An 18,534-nucleotide genomic window follows, 5' to 3' on the forward strand; every position below is an offset into this window, starting at 1 on the left:
CTCGTCAGATGTCCTGTGCGCGCAGGCCCGCGCGGGCCTTCTCGGCCAGCTCGACGCCGAGGGACGCGCGCTCGCGGGCCTCCGCCAGGTAGCCGTCGTCGGCCATGTGTCCGGCCAGGTAGCGGGCCTGCACCCCGGCGCCGATGCACGCCGACCGCCACTGCGCGAACGCCACCCAGTACGGGAGGTCGGACACGTCGCGCCCCGACAGCCGCGCATACCGTCCGGCGAGGTCCGCGCGGGAAGCGAAGCCCGGCACGGTCGTCGGCCCGGGCGGCGCGGCGCCGGCCGGATCGTCCGGTTCCTGCCACGTCGACAGCAGGTAGCCGAGGTCGGCGAGGGCGTCGCCGGACGTCGCCAGCTCCCAGTCGAACACCGCCCGGACCGTCCCGTCCGGGCCGAACGCGAGGTTCCCGGGCCGGTAGTCGCCGTGCACGATGCCCGTGCCCTGTTCCGGTACGCGCGCGGCGAGCAGGTCGTGCACCTCGACGAGCAGCGGCAGGTACTCGGCGCCGGACTGGTGCGCCTGATGCAGCCAGCGCCGCAGCTGCCGCTCGGCGAACCCGGTACGGCGCACCATGTCGCCGAGGCCGGCCTCGTGCGGGTCGATCGCGTGCAACGCGACGAGGACCCGGACGAGGCTCTCGCACGCGTTCTCTTTCGCCTCCGGAGTCAGCTGGTGAGCGGCGTTGCGGTCGGTGAGGACGATCCCGTCCACGAACCCCATCACGTAGAAGGGCGCACCGGTCACGGCGGCGTCGTCGCAGAAGGCCAGCGGCTGCGCGACGGGGACGCCCGTCCCGGCCATCGCCGAGATGAACCGCCATTCCCGGCCCATGTCGTGCGCGGTCTCGAGCACGCCTCCCGTCGGCGGCCGGCGCAGCGCGTAGGCGGCACCGGCGGCGTCGGTGACCCGGTACGTCAGGTTCGACCGCCCGCCGGACACCAGACCGAACGCGACCGGCCCGGCCAGCCCCTCCACATGGGACGCCAGCCACTCCCCGACCCGCTCGGCGTCGATCCCCGGCGGACCGGGGACGGCCGCGCGCCCGTCCCGCATCGCCGTCAGCCCTTCCCCGCGCCGGATCGGATCCGGTTCGGCCCGGCGAAGCCGAACAGGTAGCCGGCGACCTTGCGCATCTGGACCTCCTCGGCGCCCTCGGTGATCCGGTAGCGGCGGTGGTGCCGGTAGATGTGCTCGAACGGGGTGTGCCGGGTGTAGCCGAGGCCGCCGTGCACCTGCATCGCCCGGTCCGCCGCCTCGCACACGAACCGGTTCGCGCGGTAGTTGCACATCGACACCTTGTCGCTGATCTCCGCGTGCGGGACCCGGTCCAGCTCCCAGGCCGTCTTGCGGACGAGCCCGCGCAGCATCTCCGCCTCGGTCTGCAACTCCACCAGCGGCCACTGGATCGCCTGCCGGGTCGCCAGCGGCTGCCCGAACGTCACCCGCTCCCGCGCGTACGCGACGCTGCGGTCGATGCAGTACTGGCCCGCGCCGACGCCGGACGCCGCCTGCCGGATCCGGTTCTCGTGCACGAAGGTCTGCGCGACCGCGAGCCCCTCCCCCTCGGCGCCGAACACCGCCGAGTCCGGGACCCGCACGTCCCGGATGGTGACCTCGGCGTGGTCGGTGGGCATGTTCAGCGTCCACCAGTGGAAGTCGACCGAGAACCCCGGGGCGTCGGTGGGGACGAAGAACGCGGTGATGCCCCGCGCGTCGCCCGGCTTGCCGGAGGTTCGGGCGAACACCACGTCGTGGGTCGCCGAGTGCATGCCGGAGTTGAAGCGCTTGGCGCCGTTGAGGATCCAGTCGCCGCCGTCGCGGACGGCGGTGGTCTCCATCCACGTCGCGTCGCTGCCGTGGTCGGGCTCGGTGAGGCCGAAGCCGATGCGCTTCTCGCGGGCGAGCATCGGCTGCAGGAACTCCTCCTTCTGCTCGTCCGTCCCGAACTCCAGGAGCATGTGCGCGAACGGGAAGTTCCCGACGACCGACGACTCGTTCTGCAGGTCGTTGTGCAGGCCGAGGCCCTTGTGCGCGAGGTGCTCGCGGATCACCGCCATGTCCAGGTTCGTGCCGCCGGAGCCGCCGAGCGACTCCGGCAGGCCGTAGCGCAGCCAGCCCGCGGCGTCCGCGCGCCGGAACATCTCGGCGAGCAGCTCCTCCCATTCCGGGCGCGGGACGCCGCCGTTCTCGAAGTCGGTGCGCGCGTACTCGCGGCGGTGGTCGAAGAACCGCTCGTTGTCGTCCTGCGCCTGCAGCGGCGCGATCTCGCGCTCGATGAACGCGTCGAGATCGGCCAGGAGCCGGGTCAGCTCCGCGGGCAACTCGAAGTCCACTCACCCTCCCTAACGCTTGCTCTGGCCAGCTTGGCACCGCGGACGGGCGGCGGGGAAGCCGCCCGCACCCGGCCGGTCCCGGTCAGCCGATCTTCGTTCCGTGCGACTCCCAGTACGGGTCGCGCAGCTGCCGCTTGAGCGCCTTGCCCGACGGGTTGCGCGGCACCTCGGCGATCCGGTCGAACCCGCGCGGCACCTTGTAGGAGGCCAGGTGCTCGCGGCAGAACGCGTCCAGTTCGGCGTCGGTCGCCTCGGCGTCCGGGTGCACGACGATCGCCGCCTGCACGGACTCTCCCCACTCCTGCGACGGGATCCCGAACACGGCCGCGTCCGCGATGGCCGGGTGCGCGGTCAGCACGGCCTCGATCTCGGCCGGGTAGATGTTCACCCCGCCCGAGATGATCATGTCGGTGCGGCGGTCGCAGATGTAGTAGAAGCCCTCCTCGTCGCGGTAGGCGATGTCGCCGACCGTCAGCCACTCGCCGAGCTTGGCGTCCTCGAACTTGCGGTCCGCCTTGTAGTAGGCGTCGAACGTCGCCTTGCTGCGCACGTAAAGATCACCGGGCACGTGCGGCTCCTCGACGCGCTCGCCCTTGTCGTCGAACAGCGCGATCTCGATGCCGGGCGCGGGACGGCCGCAGCTGCCCGGTTTGCGCATCTGGTCCTAGGGCCGCAGGATCGTGTCGACGCCCAGCTCGGTCGACCCGTACACCTCGAACAGCGACCCGTCGCCGATCTTCTCGACGTAGCGGCGCTTCAGCTCGAACGGCCAGGGCGCCGCGTTGGCGATGAACCGCCGCAGCGACGACAGGTCGCGGGCGGCGATCACCTCGTCCGGCAGGTCGAGCACGCGCCGGATCGGGGTCGGCGCGGAGAACGTCGCGGTCACCCTGTGCTTCTCGACCAGCTCCAGCCAGCGCTCGGGATCGAAGTCGCGCATCACCACGACCGTCCCGCCCATCTGCTGGACGATCAGCATGAAGCTCATCGGGCCGGAGTGGTACAGCGGCCCGGTCGTCAGGTAGACGTCCTCGGGCTGGTAGCCGATCTCGGTGACCAGGCCGATGACGATCTCCGGGTCGGGCTGCCCGCGCACCACGCCCTTCGGCTTGCCGGTCGTCCCGGAGGTGTAGAACATCGCGGTGCCGGCGGCCGGGTCGTCGCCGGCGGCCGACGGCTCGGTGTCCGGGCTCGCGGCGGCGCCCGCGTCCAGGTCCGACGCCCACTCCGGCACGCCTCCGGTCGCGCAGCGGAACGCCAGCCAGCTCCCGACGCCCTCGACCTCGCGCGCCGCGAGCTCCAGCTGGGCCGCCTGCTCGGCGTCGAACAGCACGATCGCGCTGTCGGCGTTCCCGACGACGTAGGCCGCCTCCTCCGGGCTCAGCCGGTAGTTCAGCGGGACGCCGATCGCGCCGGCCTTGCGCAGCGCCGCGATCAGCGCGACTACCTCGGTACTGTTGCGCCCGCACCAGGTGACCTTGGTGCCCGCCCGGACACCGAGGCTCACCAGCAGGTTGGCGTAGCGGTTGACCAGCGCGTTGAACTCGGCGTAGCTCAGCCGCCGGTCCCCCTCGATGATCGCGGTCCTGGACGGGTGCGCGGCGGTCAGCGCCGCCAGCGGATCGGGGACGGGTGCGGTCACGGTGTCACACTCCCGGTAGCCGGCTGGGATGGCATTGAACGAATGTACGTTGGAATGCAGGCGGAATCCAGAGGAGGATCTTCGTGGACGACGACGCAGGCGCCGCGCCGCAGCGCGCGTCCCGGGGGCGCGGCACCCCGGCCCACCGCACGCCCGCCGACGTCACGCCCACGTCGAGCGACGCGCTGTCGCGGCCGGGCGACACGCCCGGCACCCGGATCCTCATCTCGGCGGCCGTCGAGACGATGTCGGAGAAGGGGTTCAACGGCACGTCGGTGCGCGACGTCGCCGACCGCGCCGGGATGAGCCCGGCCGTGCTCTACCACTACTTCGGCTCCAAGCACGACCTGCTCGTGGCGATCATGCACCGGACCATCGACCACCTCATCGAGCGGTGCCGGGCGGTGCTCGACGCGGGGCCGCCCGACCCCGCCGGCCGGCTGCGCCGGCTCGTCCGCGAGCACGTCCTCGTGCACACCGAGCTGCGCCGCGAGGCCGTGCTCGGCGTCGGCGAGATGCACAGCATCGAGGAGCGCGAGCGCGCGCTGCTCATCGGCAAGCGCGACGAGCACGAGCGGCTGTTCCACCGGGTCGTCGACGACGGCGTGGCGTCCGGCGCGTTCGGCACGCCCTATCCCGCCGAGGCGGTGCGCGGCATCCTCACGATGGCGACGGGCGTGTCGGTGTGGTTCCGCGAGGACGGCCCGCTCGCCGCCGTCGAGGTCGCCGACCGCTTCGGCCGCCTCGCCCTGGCCCTGGTCGAGGCCGACCCCGGCGCCTGACCCTCAGCGCTCGAAGCGGGTCGTGCGGCGGACCTTGTCGAGCGAGGCGAGGATCGCGTCGAGGCGCTTCGCGGTCGGGTCGGTGACGTACTCCAGGACGGCGTGGTCGAACGCGGCGGCCATCACGGTCGGCATCGAGTCGGAGCCGTCGAAGCGCACCGTCCTCGCGCTCGCCAGCGTCTGCGCGATCCGCCGCGACAGCGGATCGGGGTAGTCGCTCGGCGGGACCGACCGGTTGAGCGAGAACGCGCCGCTGCCCGGCCGCTGGATCCAGGTCTCCTGGGCCTTCGCCGTGGTCAGGTAGGCGACGAGCTTGCGCGCGGCCGGGGTGGCGCGGAACATGCCGAGCAGGTCGCCGCCGATCTCCACCGCCTGCCCGCCGGGGAACGGGACGAAGTCGTAGTCGCCGCCCGCCTGCGGGCGGCCGGAGGTCTGGCCGTAGAAGGCGGTGATGAACGACCCCGCGTGGTCGAACAGGCACCCGGGCGGGCTGGCGAACATCGGCGCGCCCGCCTTGCCGTAGCCGGTGAGCAGGACGGCGTCCGTCCCGGACGGGGTGCCGGCGACGACCGAGCCGAATTTCTGCCAGGCCTTGCGGACCGGGTCGGACGTCCACGCGAGCGTCCCCGACACCCACTGGTCGTAGACGGCCGGACCGGACTCGTGCAGCAGCACGTCCTCGATCCAGTCGGTGCCCGGCCAGCCGGAGTTGGAGGTGTCGGCGAGCCCGAGGCACCAGGGCTTGGACGCGGCGCCGGACGCGATCTTCGCCAGGTCGTCGAACGACCCGATCGGCTGCGCCAGCCGCGCGCGCGTGTCCGCGGGCAGGCTGCGCGGGGCGTACCAGATCAGGCCCTTCACGGCCGCCTTGACGACGATGCCGTAGGGGCGGCGGACGCCGTCCGGGCCGGTGGCGCCGGTCAGGTCGCCGCCGATGCCCTGCCGGGCGCCGCCGACCGGCCTCAGCTCCCCGGCGGCGGCGTAGGTGCGCAGGTCGCCGGGGTTGGCGAGGACGGCGGTGTCGGGCGGCGTGCCGTCGTGCAGCTCGCTTGCGAGGACGGCACGGGCGTCGCGGGTCCCGGTGTAGTCGACGTGGATGCCGGTGCTCTTCTCGAAGCCGGACAGCATCGCCCGGAACGCATCGCCCTCGGCCCCCGTCCACGAGCCGAGCACCGTGACGCTCTCGCCGGACCCGGCGCCGCCGCAGGACACGGTGGTGAACGCGCAGAGCAGGAGGAGCGCTGCCAGCAGTCGCACGGTCAACTCCTGTACTCGCGGAGCCGGAGCCACACGCCGAGCCCTGCGAGGACCGCCACCGCCAGCGAGAGCAGCGGCAGCCCGGCGTCCAGGCCCCGCGTGTCGGTGGCGTCGGACAGTTTCGCCTCGAGGGGACGCTGCGCCTTGTCGGCCGCGACGATGTCCAGGCCGCCGTCCTGCGGGGCGGCGCGTCCCGCGCGGAGCGCGCCCGCACCGGCGTCGGCGCTGCGGATCTGCGCCTGGACCGTCCGGTCGAAGGCGGGCAGCCCATTGTCGGACGCGCCGGCGAAGGCGTGGTCGACGTGCAGGAACGTGGCGGACGTCCAGACGATCAGCCCGGCCAGCACCACGGACGCGGAGGCCAGCGGCGGGTTGACCAGGCGCCGGAATCGCCGCGCCATCGCCACCTGCGCGTAGCCGAGCACGGCGAGCAGGGCCGCCCCGGCGACGGCGGCGGCGACCGCGAGGCCGCCTCCGGTCCAGGGGGAATGGCGCTCATCGGAAATGCCGTTCAGGTCCCGCTGCGCGATCTCGTCGATCCGCGACAGCAGCCCGCCGTCGCCGTGCAGCATGTCGGAGGCGTAGCTGAGATAGGCGTAGCCGAGCTTTTCGAGCCCTTCGCGGTAAGTCGCGTCCGCTTGCTCGACCAGTCCCTGATAGGTGACGACCTGCGCGTTCACGGCGCGCAGCAGATCGCGTCCGGCGGCGCCGCCGAAATCGAGTTCGGCGAGGCGCGCGAGATTGTCGCTGGCCGTCGTCAGATCGTCGCGGAACTGCTGGCCCGGCCCGATGAGCTGCGCCGCGCCGGAGCGGAAGCTCTGCCACGCGGCCCGGTCGGCGTCCGACAGCGCAGCGTGCGCGGTGCGCGCGCTGACGTAGGCGGGAGCGCCGCCGTCCTTCACCGACGACACCGCCGACCGGCTCCCCACCAGCACCGCCGTCGCCGCGAGCCAGGACAGCACCGTGAGCCCGACGGCCGCGGCGAGCACCGTCCACAGCCAGCGCGGGGTGCTCCACCGCCTCGGGACCGCCCGGGCGGCCAGCGCTACCGACACGCCGGCCATGCTAGTCCGCGGCCCTTTTCCGGTTCCTTTCGATTACCGGAGGAAAGCCGCTCCGGCGGGCCCGAAAAGTGGCCGGTTCAGGACAGTCCCGCGGCGGTCACCGCAGCTCACTGCGTTTCGTAGGCGAGATTCGGGCGCAGCCACCGCTCGATTTCGGGAAGGGCGAGACCGCGCCGCGCCGCGTAGTCCTCGGTCTGGTCGCGGCCGATCCGGCCGACGGTGAAGTACCGCGCGGACGGATGGGCGAAGATCAGCCCGCTGACGCTGGCGGCCGGGGTCATCGCGTACGACTCGGTCAGCCCGATCCCGAGCTCCTGCGCGCCGAGCAGGTCGAACAGGTCCTTCTTCTCGCTGTGGTCGGGGCTCGCCGGGTAGCCGAGCGCCGGTCGGATACCGCGGAACCGCTCGGCGTGCAGGTCCTCCAGCTTCGGGTCGGCGTCCGGCTCGAACCAGTCGCGCCGGGCCTGCAGGTGGACGTACTCGGCGAACGCCTCGGCGAGCCGGTCCGCCAGCGCCTTCACCATGATCGACCGGTAGTCGTCGTTGTCGGCCTCGAACTGCGCGGCCAGGTCCTCCGCGCCGAGCACGGTCACCGCGAACCCGCCGAGGTGGTCGCCGGACGGGGCGATGTAGTCGGCCAGGCACCGGTTCGGCCGGCCCTCCGGCTTGGCGGTCTGCTGCCGCAGCATCGGGAACCGCGTCCCGTCGCCGGTGTCCACGACGATGTCGTCGCCGTCGGAGTGCGCGGGCCAGAACGCGTAGGCGCCGCGGGCGCGCAGCAGCCCGTCCGCGATGATCTTGTCGAGGAGGCTGTTGCCGTCGTCGAACAGCTCGCGTGCGACCGGCTGGTCGAGGATCGCCGGGTACTTGCCCTTCAGCTCCCAGGCGAGGAAGAAGAACTGCCAGTCGATCATCGCGCGCAGCTCGTCCAGGTCCGGCTCGACGGTGCGGACGCCGGTGAAGGCGGGCACGGGCAGGTCGTCGAAGGAGACCGTCTCGCGGTTCGCGCGGGCCTTCTCGATGGTCAGCATCGGGGCGCGCTGCTTGCGCTCGTGCTGCTCGCGCAGCCGCTGCTGCTCCTCGGCGTTGGAGATCGCCAGCGCGCTCGCGCGCTCGGGGTCGAGCAGGTTCGACACCACGCCGACGACGCGGGAGGCGTCCAGCACGTGCACGGTGGTCTGGTCGTAGGCGGGCGCGATCCGCACCGCGGTGTGCTGCCGGGACGTGGTCGCGCCGCCGATCAGCAGCGGCAGCTTCATCCCGCGGCGCTGCATCTCGGTCGCCACCGACACCATCTCGTCCAGCGACGGGGTGATCAGGCCTGACAGCCCGACCGCGTCGGCGCCCTCCTCGATCGCGGTGTCGAGGATCTTCGCGGCGGGCACCATCACGCCGAGGTCGACGACGTCGTAGTTGTTGCAGCCGAGGACGACGCCGACGATGTTCTTGCCGATGTCGTGCACGTCGCCCTTGACCGTCGCCAGCACGATCTTGCCCTGGCCGCGCTCGGCCTCGACGCGGCCCTCGGCCAGCGCCTTCTCCTTCTCGGCCGCCATGAACGGCTCCAGGTAGGCGACCGACCGCTTCATCGCGCGGGCGCTCTTGACCACCTGCGGCAGGAACATCTTGCCGGAGCCGAACAGGTCGCCGACGACCTTCATGCCGTCCATCAGCGGGCCCTCGATGACGTCCAGCGGACGGGGCAGCCGCTGCCGGGCCTCCTCGGTGTCCTCCTCGATGAAGTCGACGATCCCGTGGACGAGCGCGTGCGACAGCCGCTGCTCCACCGGCGCGTCCCGCCAGGACAGGTCGACCTCGCGCTGGGTGCCCTTGCCCTTGACGTTCTCGGCGAACGACACGAGCCGGTCGGTGGCGTCGGGGCGCCGGTCGAACAGCACGTCCTCGACGAGTTCGAGCAGGTCGGCGGGGATGTCCTCGTAGACGGCGAGCTGGCCGGCGTTGACGATGCCCATGTCCAGCCCGGCCTTCACCGCGTGGAACAGGAACGCCGAGTGCATCGCCTCGCGGACGACATCGTTGCCGCGGAAGGAGAACGACAGGTTGGAGATGCCGCCGCTGGTGCGGGCGCCGGGGCAGCGCTCCTTGATCCGCGGAAGCGCCTCGATGAACGCCTTGGCGTACCCGTTGTGCTCGGCGATGCCGGTCGCGACGGCGAGGACGTTCGGGTCGAAGATGATGTCCTCGGCCGCGAACCCGGCCTTCTGGGTGAGCAGGTCGTAGGCGCGGCCGCAGATCTCCACCTTGCGGTCGGCGGTGTCGGCCTGGCCCAGCTCGTCGAACGCCATGACGACCACGCCGGCGCCGAAGTCGCGGATGCGGCGGGCCTGCTCCAGGAAGGGCTCCTCGCCCTCTTTGAGGCTGATCGAGTTGACGACGCCCTTGCCTTGGACGGTCTTCAGCCCGGCCTCCAGCACGCTCCACCGCGAGCTGTCGACCATGATCGGGATGCGGGCCACCTCGGGCTCGGTCGCGATCAGGTTGAGGAACGTCGTCATCTCCCGCTCGCTGTCGAGCAGGTCGGCGTCCATGTTGACGTCGAGCAGGTTCGCGCCGCCGCGCACCTGCTCCAGCGCCACGTCCACGGCCGCCTGGTGGTCGCCCGCCTCGATCAGCTTGCGGAACCGCTTGGAGCCGGTGACGTTGGTGCGCTCGCCGATCATGACGAAGCCGGTGTCGCGCCCGATCTCGAACGGCTCCAGGCCGCTGTAGCGGGTCGCCTTGCCGGGCGAGGCGACCTCGCGCGGGGCGGTGCCGCGGACGGCCTCGGCGATGCGGGCGATGTGCGCCGGGCCCGTCCCGCAGCAGCCGCCGACCGCGTTCACCATGCCGGACGCGGCGAAGTCGCCGAGCTTCACGCCCATCTCGTCCGGTGTCTGGTCGTAGCCGCCGAACGCGTTCGGCAGGCCGGCGTTGGGGTGGCAGGCGGTGTAGGTGCCGGCGATCCGCGCGAGCTCCTCGACGTGCGGGCGCATCTCCTCGGCGCCCAGCGAGCAGTTCACGCCGACGACCAGCGGCTCGGCGCGCTCGATCGACCGCCAGAACGCCTCGACGGTCTGCCCCGACAGCGTCCGGCCGGACAGGTCGACGATCGTGACGGAGATCCACAGCGGCAGCTCGGGGGCGACCTCGCGGGCCGCCGCGATCGCGGCCTTCGCGTTCAGCGTGTCGAAGATCGTCTCGATCAGCAGCAGGTCGACGCCGCCCTCGGCCAGGCCCGCGATCTGCTCCGCGTAGGAGGCCTTGACCTGGTCGAACGTGACGGCGCGGTAGGCCGGGTCCTCGACCCGGGGCGACAGCGACAGCGTGACGTTGAGGGGGCCGACCGAGCCGGCGACGAACCGGTTCCCGTACTCGTCGGCGGCCTGCCGGGCGAGCCGGGCGCCCTGCACGTTCATCTCGTGCACCAGGCCCTCGAGCCCGTAGTCGGCCTGCCCGATGCTCGTGGCGGTGAAGGTGTTGGTGGTGGTGATGTCGGCGCCGGCGTCGAGGTACTGCCGGTGGACGTCCAGGATCACGTCGGGCCGGGTCAGGTTCAGCAGGTCCGGGTCGCCGGTGACGTCCTTCTCGTGGTCGCCGCCGATGCGGTCGCCCCGGTAGTCCTCCGGGGAGAGCTTGGCGCCCTGGAGCATCGTGCCCCACGCGCCGTCGAGCACCACGACCCGCTCGTCCAGAAGCCCGCGCAGCTCTTCGGTCCTGCCCACCAGCCACCTCCCGTGTTCGTTGGGAGGCGCCCTTGCGTGTCACGGTCTGCGGGCCGAGCGTGGCGGACGCGCGCGTCCGTTGCAGCGCCTCTCGGCCCGGTCCCGAGGTTACCCAATCGACCCGGCGCCTGTGAAACTCCCATCGGGCTTTTCCGCGTAGCCCCAGGCGGGAGCGGGGACGGGCGGCGTCGCGGGGTCAGGTGCGGCCGCAGGCGCGGCGCAGCGCCGCGGTCAGCGCGTCCGGGTCGAAGGCCGGCAGGACGGCGGCGAGGTGGCCGTCGGGCCGGACGAGGTGGACGGTGTCGGGACCCGCCCCCAGCGCGGCGCGGATGACGCCGTCAGTGTCGATGGCGTCCAGGGCGTGCACCATGACCGGTGCTCCGGCCGCCAGGTTTCGGATCCGGGAGCACCGTCGCTTGTCGGCGGCCAGGACGACGAACTCCGTGCCGAACAGGCGGCGCAACCGGGTCTTGTGCCCGTCGACTTCGCAGGGGCCGTCCGGGCAGAGGACGCCGGGGATCGGCGGCCGGGCGGCGCCGGCCGTGTGCGGGAAGTCGTCGGCGGGGCCGGACGGGGTGGTCAGCGGGGAGTCCAGGTACCAGTACGGCTCGGCGAGCTTTCCCGAGTCGATGGTGGCACGGGCGGCGGGATCGGTGAGGGCCGCTTCCAATGCGCTCAGCCGCCGGTCCTTCTCCTCACCGGTGTGCGGGACGAGGAACTCCATGGTGCGGGTGGTGACCGCCAGGTTCTCCTGGGCCGCCGCGCGCCGTTCGGCGTCGTAGCTCGCGAGCAGGTCTTCCGGAGCCTGGCCGTGGCGCACGAACGCGAGCTTCCAGGCGAGGTTCTCGGCGTCCTGGACGCCGGAGTTCAGCCCGCGCGCTCCGAACGGCGCGTACAGGTGCGCCGCGTCGCCCGCCAGGAACACCCGCCCGTGTCCGAAGGTCTCGGCGCAGCGCTGATGGAACCGGTACGCCGACGTCCACACGATCTCGTACGGGGCGTCGCCGGTGATCCGCCGGATGCGGGCGTCCAGCGCCCCGGAGGCACGCTCGGCTTCGAGGTCGTAGCCCGCGGGCAGTTGCCAGTCGATGCGCCAGGTGCGGTCGGGGCACTGGTGCACCAGCACCTGCCGGCCGGGATTCCAGTCGGGGTCGAAGTAGAAGCGGCGCTCGTTCGGGAACGGCAGGTCGGCGCGGATGTCGCAGATGAGGAACTGGTCGTCGAACGATCGGCCGGGGAATCCGGCGCCGAGCAGCCGGCGGACGGTGCTGTGCGGCCCGTCCGCCCCGACGAGATGGCTGCCCGCGACGGCGGTGTCGCCGTCGCGGGCCGCCGCGTGGACCAGGACGCCGTCCGCGTCCTGCCGGAAGCCGGTGACGCGGTGCCCGTACCGGACGTCCACCAGCGGTTCGGCGTCCGCGAGGTCGTGCAGGTACCGCTCGACCTCGGCCTGCGAGATGTTGATCCACGGCGGGACGGCGTCGCCTCCGGCGCCGGGGAAGGTGACCGCGAACAGTTCGGTGCCGCGGTAGTAGGTGCGGCCGGTCGTCCACGTGACGCCGCGCGCGATCATCTTCTCCGCGCAGCCGACTCGGTCGAGGACGTCCAGGACGTCGCGCTGGAAGCAGATCGCCTTGGACCCGGCGGGATCCCGGTGGTCGGCGGCCTCCAGCACGACGGTGGGGACGCCGAACCGCGCCAGCAGCAGCGCCGTCACTAGCCCGACGGGCCCGGCGCCGGCGATGACGGCCGGGCCGCTCCCGGCACTCCCGTCGGGTTCGGGTTCAGCTCTGGAGTTCATCCCAGACCGCCCGGTCGCGCTCGGCGGTCCAGATGGCCGGGCGTCCGATGCCCGACAGCTCGTCCCACAACCGGGACACGTCGAACGGAAGGCAGTGCTCGAAGATCGGCCACCGTCCGTACTCCGGTTCCAGCTCGGTGTGGACCGCCTCGAACGCCTCCTTCAACGTCCCTCCGCGTCCCTGCACGGCCGTCACCTCGCGGATCATCACTTGCAGGAAATGCCGCGTCTGGCCGATCGCCGCGTCCACCGCCTCCCGGCCGGCCGCGACCGCGCCGCGTCCGCCGACCAGTGCTTCGGCGCCCAGCGCCGCGACGCGGTCCAAGGTGCCCGACGCCCAGTCACGGTGGAAGGCGTCGCCGGTGTACAGCGCCGCCTGCGCTTCGACCAGGTCACCGGCGAACAGCACCTTCTGCCGCGGCAACCACGCCACGATGTCGCCCTCGGTGTGCCCGCGGCCGCAATAGCGCAGCACCAGCTCGCCCCGGTCGCCGCCCAACTGGATGGTGAACCGGTCGCTGAACGTCGCCGTCGGCCACGTCAGACCCGGAATCGACTCCGGCTCCTTGAACAGCCGCGGCATCCGCCCGAACTCCGACTCCCAGTCCTGCTTCCCGCGTTCGGCGACCAGTTCGCGCGTCTTCTCGTGCGCCACGATGACGTCGGCATCGAACGCGCTCGCCCCCAGCACCCGCACCGCGTGATAGTGCGACAGCACCAGATACCGGACGGGCTTGTCGGTGTACTCGCGCAGCATCGACAGCCATTCACGCGCCGCCACCGGCGTCGCCAGCGCCTCGAAACAGACGACGAAATCCTCGCCCTCGACCGCGCCGACATTCGGATCGCCTTCGGCGGTCAGCGCATAGACGCCGTCCGCCAGCACCTCCAGGCTCCGCTCCTTCTCCGCCAGATCGGCCGACGACGCGAACGGTTTCATCCGATGCCTCCCCTGCGGTCCCGCCGGACTCGGTCGCCCCTGGAGTCCTGCCCGGGGAGCACCGGCGGAGAACAACGAACTCCGACAGCGGGACCGGCCGCCGATTGGCACAGTCTCCGGTGCCCCACTACACGCTTCACTTGCCGATGAAGCCCTTCGACTGGAGCCAGGTCTGCGCGACGTCCGTAGGCTCCTTGCCCTTGATGTCGACCTCGCCGTTGAGCGTCTGCAGGACGGAGTCGCTGAGCGCCGCCGCGACCGGGTTCATGATCTTCTCGATGGCGGGATGGTCCTTGTACACCGAATCGCGCAGCGTGAGCGCCGGGTTGTAGACGGGGAAGAACTTCTTGTCGTCTGGGATCGAGGTGAGGCCGAGCGCCTTGATGCGCCCGTCAGTGGTGGCGACCTCACCGAAGTTGCACGGCTTCCCCTTGCCGATGGCGTCGTAGATGGCTCCTTCCGCAAGGGTCGCGACCGCCGACTTCGGCAGCGTGAACCCGTACGCCTTCTGCAGCCCCGGCCATCCGTCGCTGCGTCCGGCGAACTCGCTCGCGACGCAGGTACCTGCCTTCGCCGGATCGGTGTGCGCGAGTTTCGCGTAGCCGGACAGGTTCGTGATGCCGAGCTGCTGCATCGTCGTGGTCTTCACCGCGATCGCGTAAGTGTTGTTCGCTGGCGCGGCCGCCAGCCATTTCACGTGGTTCTTACCGAGGTCCTGCTGCGCGACGGCCTGGTACTGCTCGGTCGGATTGTTGAGCGGCTTGGTCTGCTTGAGGTAATTGATCCAGGCCGTCCCGGTGTACTCCCAGTACATGTCGATGCCGCCGGACGTCAGCGCGGCGCGCGTGGTGTTGCTGCCCTGCAGCCCGCACTTCTCCTTGACGGTCGCGCCCGCCGACCGCAGCGCCAGCGCCGTGATCTGGCACAGGACGAGCTGCTCGGTGAACTCCTTGCCGCCGACGGTGACGGTGGCGCCCTTCAGCGAGTTGCCCTTGGCGAGGCTGCCCGCCTCGGCACCGGTGCCGGACGAGCTGAAGCACCCGGCGGTCAGGCCGACGGCGGTGACGGAGGCGACGATCGGGAGCAGGCGCATGGTGACTCTCCTCGAAGGGGGTTCAGACGCCGCGCGGGCGCAGGTAGTGCTCGACGATGCCGATGAGCCAGTCCGCCGCCATCGCGAGCACGGCGGTCAGGACGCTGCCGGTGAGCAGGATCGGGGTCCGGTTCAGCGCGATGCCGGTGTTGATGAGGTCGCCGAGCCCGCCCGCGTTGGTGAACGCGGCCAGCGTCGCGGTCCCCACGTTGAGGATGACCGCGACCCGGACGCTGGCGAGGATCACCGGCACGGCCAGCGGCAGCTCCACGCGCAGCAGCACGGCGGTCCGCGACAGGCCGATGCCGCGCCCCGCGTCGATCAGCGAGCGGTCCACGCCCTGCAGGCCGACCATGGTGTTGCGCAGCACCGGCAGCGCGGACACGAGGATGAGCGCGATCACCGCCTTCTGGAAGCCGATGCCGACCGTGACGGCGAGCAGCACCAGCACCCCGATGGACGGGACGGCCTGCCCGACGTTCGCCAGCGCGAGGAACGGCGCGGCCAGCGGGCGCAGCCCCGGCCTGGTCAGCAGCACGCCGAGCGGGATCGCGATGGCGAGCACGAGGGCCGTCGACGCCGCCACCAGCTCGATGTGCTCCACGAACCGCTGGATGATCACGTCCCGGTTGATCGACCGCCGCTCGATCGCGTCCAGGTGCCGCCCGCGCAGGTAGACGAAGAGCGCGGCCGTCGCCAGCACCAGAACGGCCGGCGTCGCGGCCACACCGGCGGCCGAACGCCCCACCGCCCGCGCGCCGCCGCGCTCGTCCGCGCGCCCGTCGAGCACCGTCGTGACGCTCACCGCCGCCCACCCTCCCCGTCCGGCCCCCGCATCAACGCCGCCCCACCACTTCCCAAAGGCTCGTTGGTACTGGTCGGCCCGCTGGTACGCGGCACTTCGCCGGTGCGCGAGGCCTCATCGGACCGCGACACCTCCCCGGAACGCGGCACCTCACCGGAACGCGGCACCTCACCGGAACGCGGGACCTCACCGGAACGCGGCGCCTCCCCAGTGCGCGAGGCTTCCCCGGACCGCGGCGCCTCCCCGGACCGTGGGGTTTCTCGGACGATCGTGGACCAGGAGACGGCGCCGGCGGGACGGCCGTCCTCGTCCAGGACGACCGCGCCCTCGTCTCCGTGCCGCAGCATGGCGTCGAGCGCCTCGTAGAGGCTCTGGTCCGCACGCACGCTGGTCGAGACGGTGCCGACGGCCTCGACCGGCACCAGCTCGATGGACCCGACCTCGACCAGCCGGAGCCGGCGCATCGCGGCGCCCGATCCGACGAACGAGGCGACGAACTCGTCCGCGGGTTCGGCGAGGATCGCCGCGGGCGCGTCGTACTGGACCAGGCGGCCGTGCTGGCCCAGCATCGCGATGCGGTCGCCGAGCTTGAGCGCCTCGGTCAGGTCGTGCGTGACCAGCACGATCGTCTTGCCGATCCGTGCCTGCAGCTCCAGGAAGGCGTCCTGGAGCCGCTCCCGGGTGATGGGGTCGATCGCGCCGAACGGCTCGTCCATCAGCATCGCGGGCGGGTCGGCGGCGAGGGCGCGGGCCACGCCGACGCGCTGCTGCTGCCCGCCCGACAGCTCCTTGGGGTAGCGGCTCCGGTACGTCCCCGGGTCGAGGCCGACCATGTCGAGCAGCTCGTCGACGCGGGCGCGGACGCGCTTCTTGTCCCAGCCGAGCGTGCGCGGGATGAGCCCGATGTTCGCGGCGATCGTCATGTGCGGGAACAGCCCGACCTGCTGGATGACGTAGCCGATGCGGCGCCGGAGCCGGTCGGGGTCGACGCGGGTGACGTCCTCGCCGTCGAGGAAGATCCGCCCCTCGGTCGGTTCGATCAGCCGGTTGATGAGCCGCAGCGTGGTCGTCTTGCCGCAGCCCGACGGCCCGAGCAGCACCACGATCTCGCCCTCGCGGACGCTCAGCGTCAGCCCGTCCACGGCCGGCGCGGCCTGCCCCGGGTAGCGCTTGGTGACCCCGTCGAGGCGGATCATCTCCTTCATCGCACGCCCCTCGGGGTGGTCAGCCGCAGCACGACGGCGAACAGCAGGTCCAGGGCGAGCGCCAGCAGCGCGACGCCGATCGTGCCGGCGAGCGTGTCGTTCAGCGCGTTCGCGCCGCCGATCCGCGACAGCCCGCCGAAGATCAGCTCGCCGAGGCCGGGGCCGGCGACGGCGGCGGCGATCGCGGCGATCGCGACCGTCATGATCGTGGCGACCCGGACGCCGGTGAGCACGACCGGCCAGGCCAGCGGGAGCCGGATCCGCAGCATCCGGCTCGCCCGGCCCATCCCCATCCCGCGGGCGGCCTCCTCGACCGCGCCCGGCACCGACTCCAGCCCGGTGATGGTGTTGCGCAGGATCGGGAACACCGCGTACAGCACCAGCGCGGTGATCGTCGGCGCGAGCCCCAGCCCGAACAGCGGGATCAGCAGCCCGAACAGCGCCAGCGACGGGACGGTCAGCATCGTGCCGGTGACGCCGAGCGCGAGCCGGCTCACCCGCGGGCGGCCCTCCACCGCGATGCCGAGGCCGATCCCGATCACCGCCGCGATGCCGACCGCGATCAGCACCACCTCGGCGTGCTCGGCCATCTGCCGGGCGATCGTCGGCCACCGGTCGGCGAGGTAGTCGGAGAAGCTCATGCGCGCCCTCCGTCTCTCGGCGGCGGGGGCGGGGGAACCGGGGCGAGGACGGTCAGGCGGGCGTCTCCCATATCAGAAGAGGCTGCCTACGGGTGATCAGTATGGCAAGAAAAGTCAGGACACAGATCTGTTAACCGGGACTCAGCCGGGTTCGTCCCGCAGGTGACGCAGCAGCAACGCCAGCTCCAGCCGCAACCGGCCACCCGGCGCGTGGAAGGAGAACCCGAGGTGCCGCTCCGCCTGCGCCAGCCGCGCGGCGATCGTGCTGTGGTGCCGGTGCACGCGGGCGGCGGCCTTGCGGGTCGACCCCGTCGCGCAGAACGCGACCAGTACCTCCAGGACGTCGTCGCCGTGCGGTTCGGCGGCGAGCCGGTCCAGCGCGGCCACGTCCGCGACCTCGGCGATGTCGGCGGGACGCAGCCGCGCGGCGACCGCGGCCAGCCCGCCGAGCCGGTCGTGGCGCACCACCGCGGGCAGCCCGTCGCCGAGCGTGGTGAACCGCAGCGCGGCCCGCGCCCGCCGCCACGCCTCCGGCGCCTCGACGCCCGGCAGCGCGGGCCCCACCCCGATCCGCGCCCCGTGCGGCGGCCGCCGCTCCAGCTCGGCCGGGACCTCGCGGGTCAGGACGGCGTGCATGCGGCCGGGCGACGCGGCCCGCGCGTCCCGGCCGAGGGCGCCGAGCACGGCTTGCACGCCGGTGCCGGTGCCGGCGACGGCCAGCACGTGCAGCGGGGCGGCGGGCTCGAAGCGCAGCGTCCGCAGGGCGCGGGACCGGTCGACCTCCGCGGCGTCCGCCGACAGCACCAGCTCCACCAGCGCGGCGTCGTCCGGCTCGTCGCGCCCGTTCTCCAGCAGGACCGCGGCGGCGATCGCGAACCGTTCGAGCACGATGTCGTCCAGCGGGAGCGGCGTGCCGGCCCGCTCCAGCCACACGCGTCCGGTCTCGGAGAATTCCCGGACGGCCCGCTCCTGCGCGCCCGCGCCGGGTTCCGAGCGCAGTGACACGCCGCGCGCCGGGTCGGCGAGCCCGGCGGGGCATTCGGCGAGCGTCGCGGTGGCGCGCACCAGCGCACGGGGGCTCGCGCGCCCGGCGATCAGCCGGTCGAAGAAGCCGATCACCCGGACGGCGTTCTCCGCGTCGGCGTCCAGCCCCGACAACCGCAGGAGCAGCCCCTTCATGGACGGATCGTACGACACCCGACGAACGGCGGATTCCGGAAGGCGTTCCCCGGCGGATGGCGG

14 protein-coding genes and 1 pseudogene are annotated in these 18,534 nt (G+C 72.4%); 1 reads left to right on the forward strand and 14 read right to left on the reverse strand.

All coding sequences use genetic code 11. From position 1 onward, the window contains the following. Nucleotides 1–4: 4 nt before the first annotated feature. The 4 genes and pseudogenes from QP089_RS45050 to QP089_RS45065 form a co-directional block, all read right to left on the reverse strand. A complete protein-coding gene (locus tag QP089_RS45050; protein ID WP_285920738.1) occupies nt 5–1,060 on the reverse strand; it encodes a phosphotransferase family protein in 1,056 nt (351 codons plus the stop codon). A 5-nt stretch (nt 1,061–1,065) separates the two neighbouring features. Next, nucleotides 1,066–2,340: an acyl-CoA dehydrogenase family protein gene (locus QP089_RS45055; RefSeq protein ID WP_285920739.1), complete on the reverse strand. Its 1,275-nt coding sequence runs from the start codon at nt 2,338–2,340 to the stop codon at nt 1,066–1,068. Between the two features lie 82 nt (nt 2,341–2,422). Beyond that, a complete protein-coding gene (locus QP089_RS45060; RefSeq protein ID WP_285920798.1) occupies nt 2,423–2,746 on the reverse strand; it encodes an AMP-binding enzyme in 324 nt (107 codons plus the stop codon). Between the two features lie 123 nt (nt 2,747–2,869). After that, a pseudogene (locus QP089_RS45065) lies at nt 2,870–3,982 on the reverse strand (class I adenylate-forming enzyme family protein); the annotation flags it as partial. Nucleotides 3,983–4,065: 83 nt separating this feature from the next. Here QP089_RS45065 and QP089_RS45070 point away from each other — a divergent pair. Further along, nucleotides 4,066–4,764 carry a TetR/AcrR family transcriptional regulator gene (locus tag QP089_RS45070; RefSeq protein WP_285920740.1) on the forward strand — a complete coding sequence of 233 codons (699 nt, stop codon included), beginning with the start codon at nt 4,066–4,068 and terminating at the stop codon, nt 4,762–4,764. 3 nt (nt 4,765–4,767) lie between these two features. Here the strand turns inward: QP089_RS45070 and QP089_RS45075 are convergent, their stop codons facing one another. The 10 genes from QP089_RS45075 to QP089_RS45120 all read right to left on the reverse strand — a co-directional run bounded on the left by QP089_RS45075 (nt 4,768) and on the right by QP089_RS45120 (nt 18,471). After that, nucleotides 4,768–6,021, reverse strand: coding sequence for an ABC transporter substrate-binding protein (locus tag QP089_RS45075; protein ID WP_285920741.1), 1,254 nt, complete (start codon nt 6,019–6,021; stop codon nt 4,768–4,770). Nucleotides 6,022–6,023: 2 nt separating this feature from the next. After that, nucleotides 6,024–7,076, reverse strand: a complete 1,053-nt coding sequence (locus QP089_RS45080; RefSeq protein ID WP_285920742.1) for a GlnX family signal transduction membrane protein — start codon at nt 7,074–7,076, stop codon at nt 6,024–6,026. Nucleotides 7,077–7,192: 116 nt separating this feature from the next. Next, nucleotides 7,193–10,807: a methionine synthase gene (gene metH, locus QP089_RS45085; RefSeq protein WP_285920743.1), complete on the reverse strand. Its 3,615-nt coding sequence runs from the start codon at nt 10,805–10,807 to the stop codon at nt 7,193–7,195. A gap of 196 nt (nt 10,808–11,003) precedes the next feature. Further along, nucleotides 11,004–12,608, reverse strand: coding sequence for an FAD-dependent monooxygenase (locus QP089_RS45090; RefSeq protein WP_285920744.1), 1,605 nt, complete (start codon nt 12,606–12,608; stop codon nt 11,004–11,006). Continuing rightward, complete coding sequence (locus QP089_RS45095; protein WP_285920745.1) at nt 12,592–13,548, reverse strand: MBL fold metallo-hydrolase; 957 nt, start codon at nt 13,546–13,548, stop codon at nt 12,592–12,594. The genes QP089_RS45090 and QP089_RS45095 overlap by 17 nt, the downstream gene beginning before the upstream one ends. Before the next feature lie 136 nt (nt 13,549–13,684). Continuing rightward, nucleotides 13,685–14,641 (reverse strand): glycine betaine ABC transporter substrate-binding protein, encoded by a 957-nt coding sequence (locus QP089_RS45100; protein ID WP_285920746.1) that lies wholly within the window; start codon nt 14,639–14,641, stop codon nt 13,685–13,687. A gap of 22 nt (nt 14,642–14,663) precedes the next feature. Beyond that, entirely contained in the window at nt 14,664–15,446 is a 783-nt protein-coding gene (locus QP089_RS45105) for an ABC transporter permease (RefSeq protein ID WP_285920747.1), read from the reverse strand. Further along, complete coding sequence (locus tag QP089_RS45110; protein ID WP_353070738.1) at nt 15,443–16,651, reverse strand: ABC transporter ATP-binding protein; 1,209 nt, start codon at nt 16,649–16,651, stop codon at nt 15,443–15,445. The genes QP089_RS45105 and QP089_RS45110 overlap by 4 nt, the downstream gene beginning before the upstream one ends. Next, nucleotides 16,648–17,292, reverse strand: a complete 645-nt coding sequence (locus QP089_RS45115; RefSeq protein ID WP_285920748.1) for an ABC transporter permease — start codon at nt 17,290–17,292, stop codon at nt 16,648–16,650. The genes QP089_RS45110 and QP089_RS45115 overlap by 4 nt, the downstream gene beginning before the upstream one ends. 141 nt (nt 17,293–17,433) lie before the next feature. Next, the gene (locus QP089_RS45120; RefSeq protein WP_285920749.1) at nt 17,434–18,471 is read right to left on the reverse strand and encodes a helix-turn-helix domain-containing protein; all 1,038 of its coding nucleotides are present in this window, start codon (nt 18,469–18,471) and stop codon (nt 17,434–17,436) included. Nucleotides 18,472–18,534: the final 63 nt, after the last annotated feature.

This window comes from Actinomadura opuntiae (genome assembly GCF_030283205.1).
Lineage (GTDB): Bacteria > Actinomycetota > Actinomycetes > Streptosporangiales > Streptosporangiaceae > Spirillospora.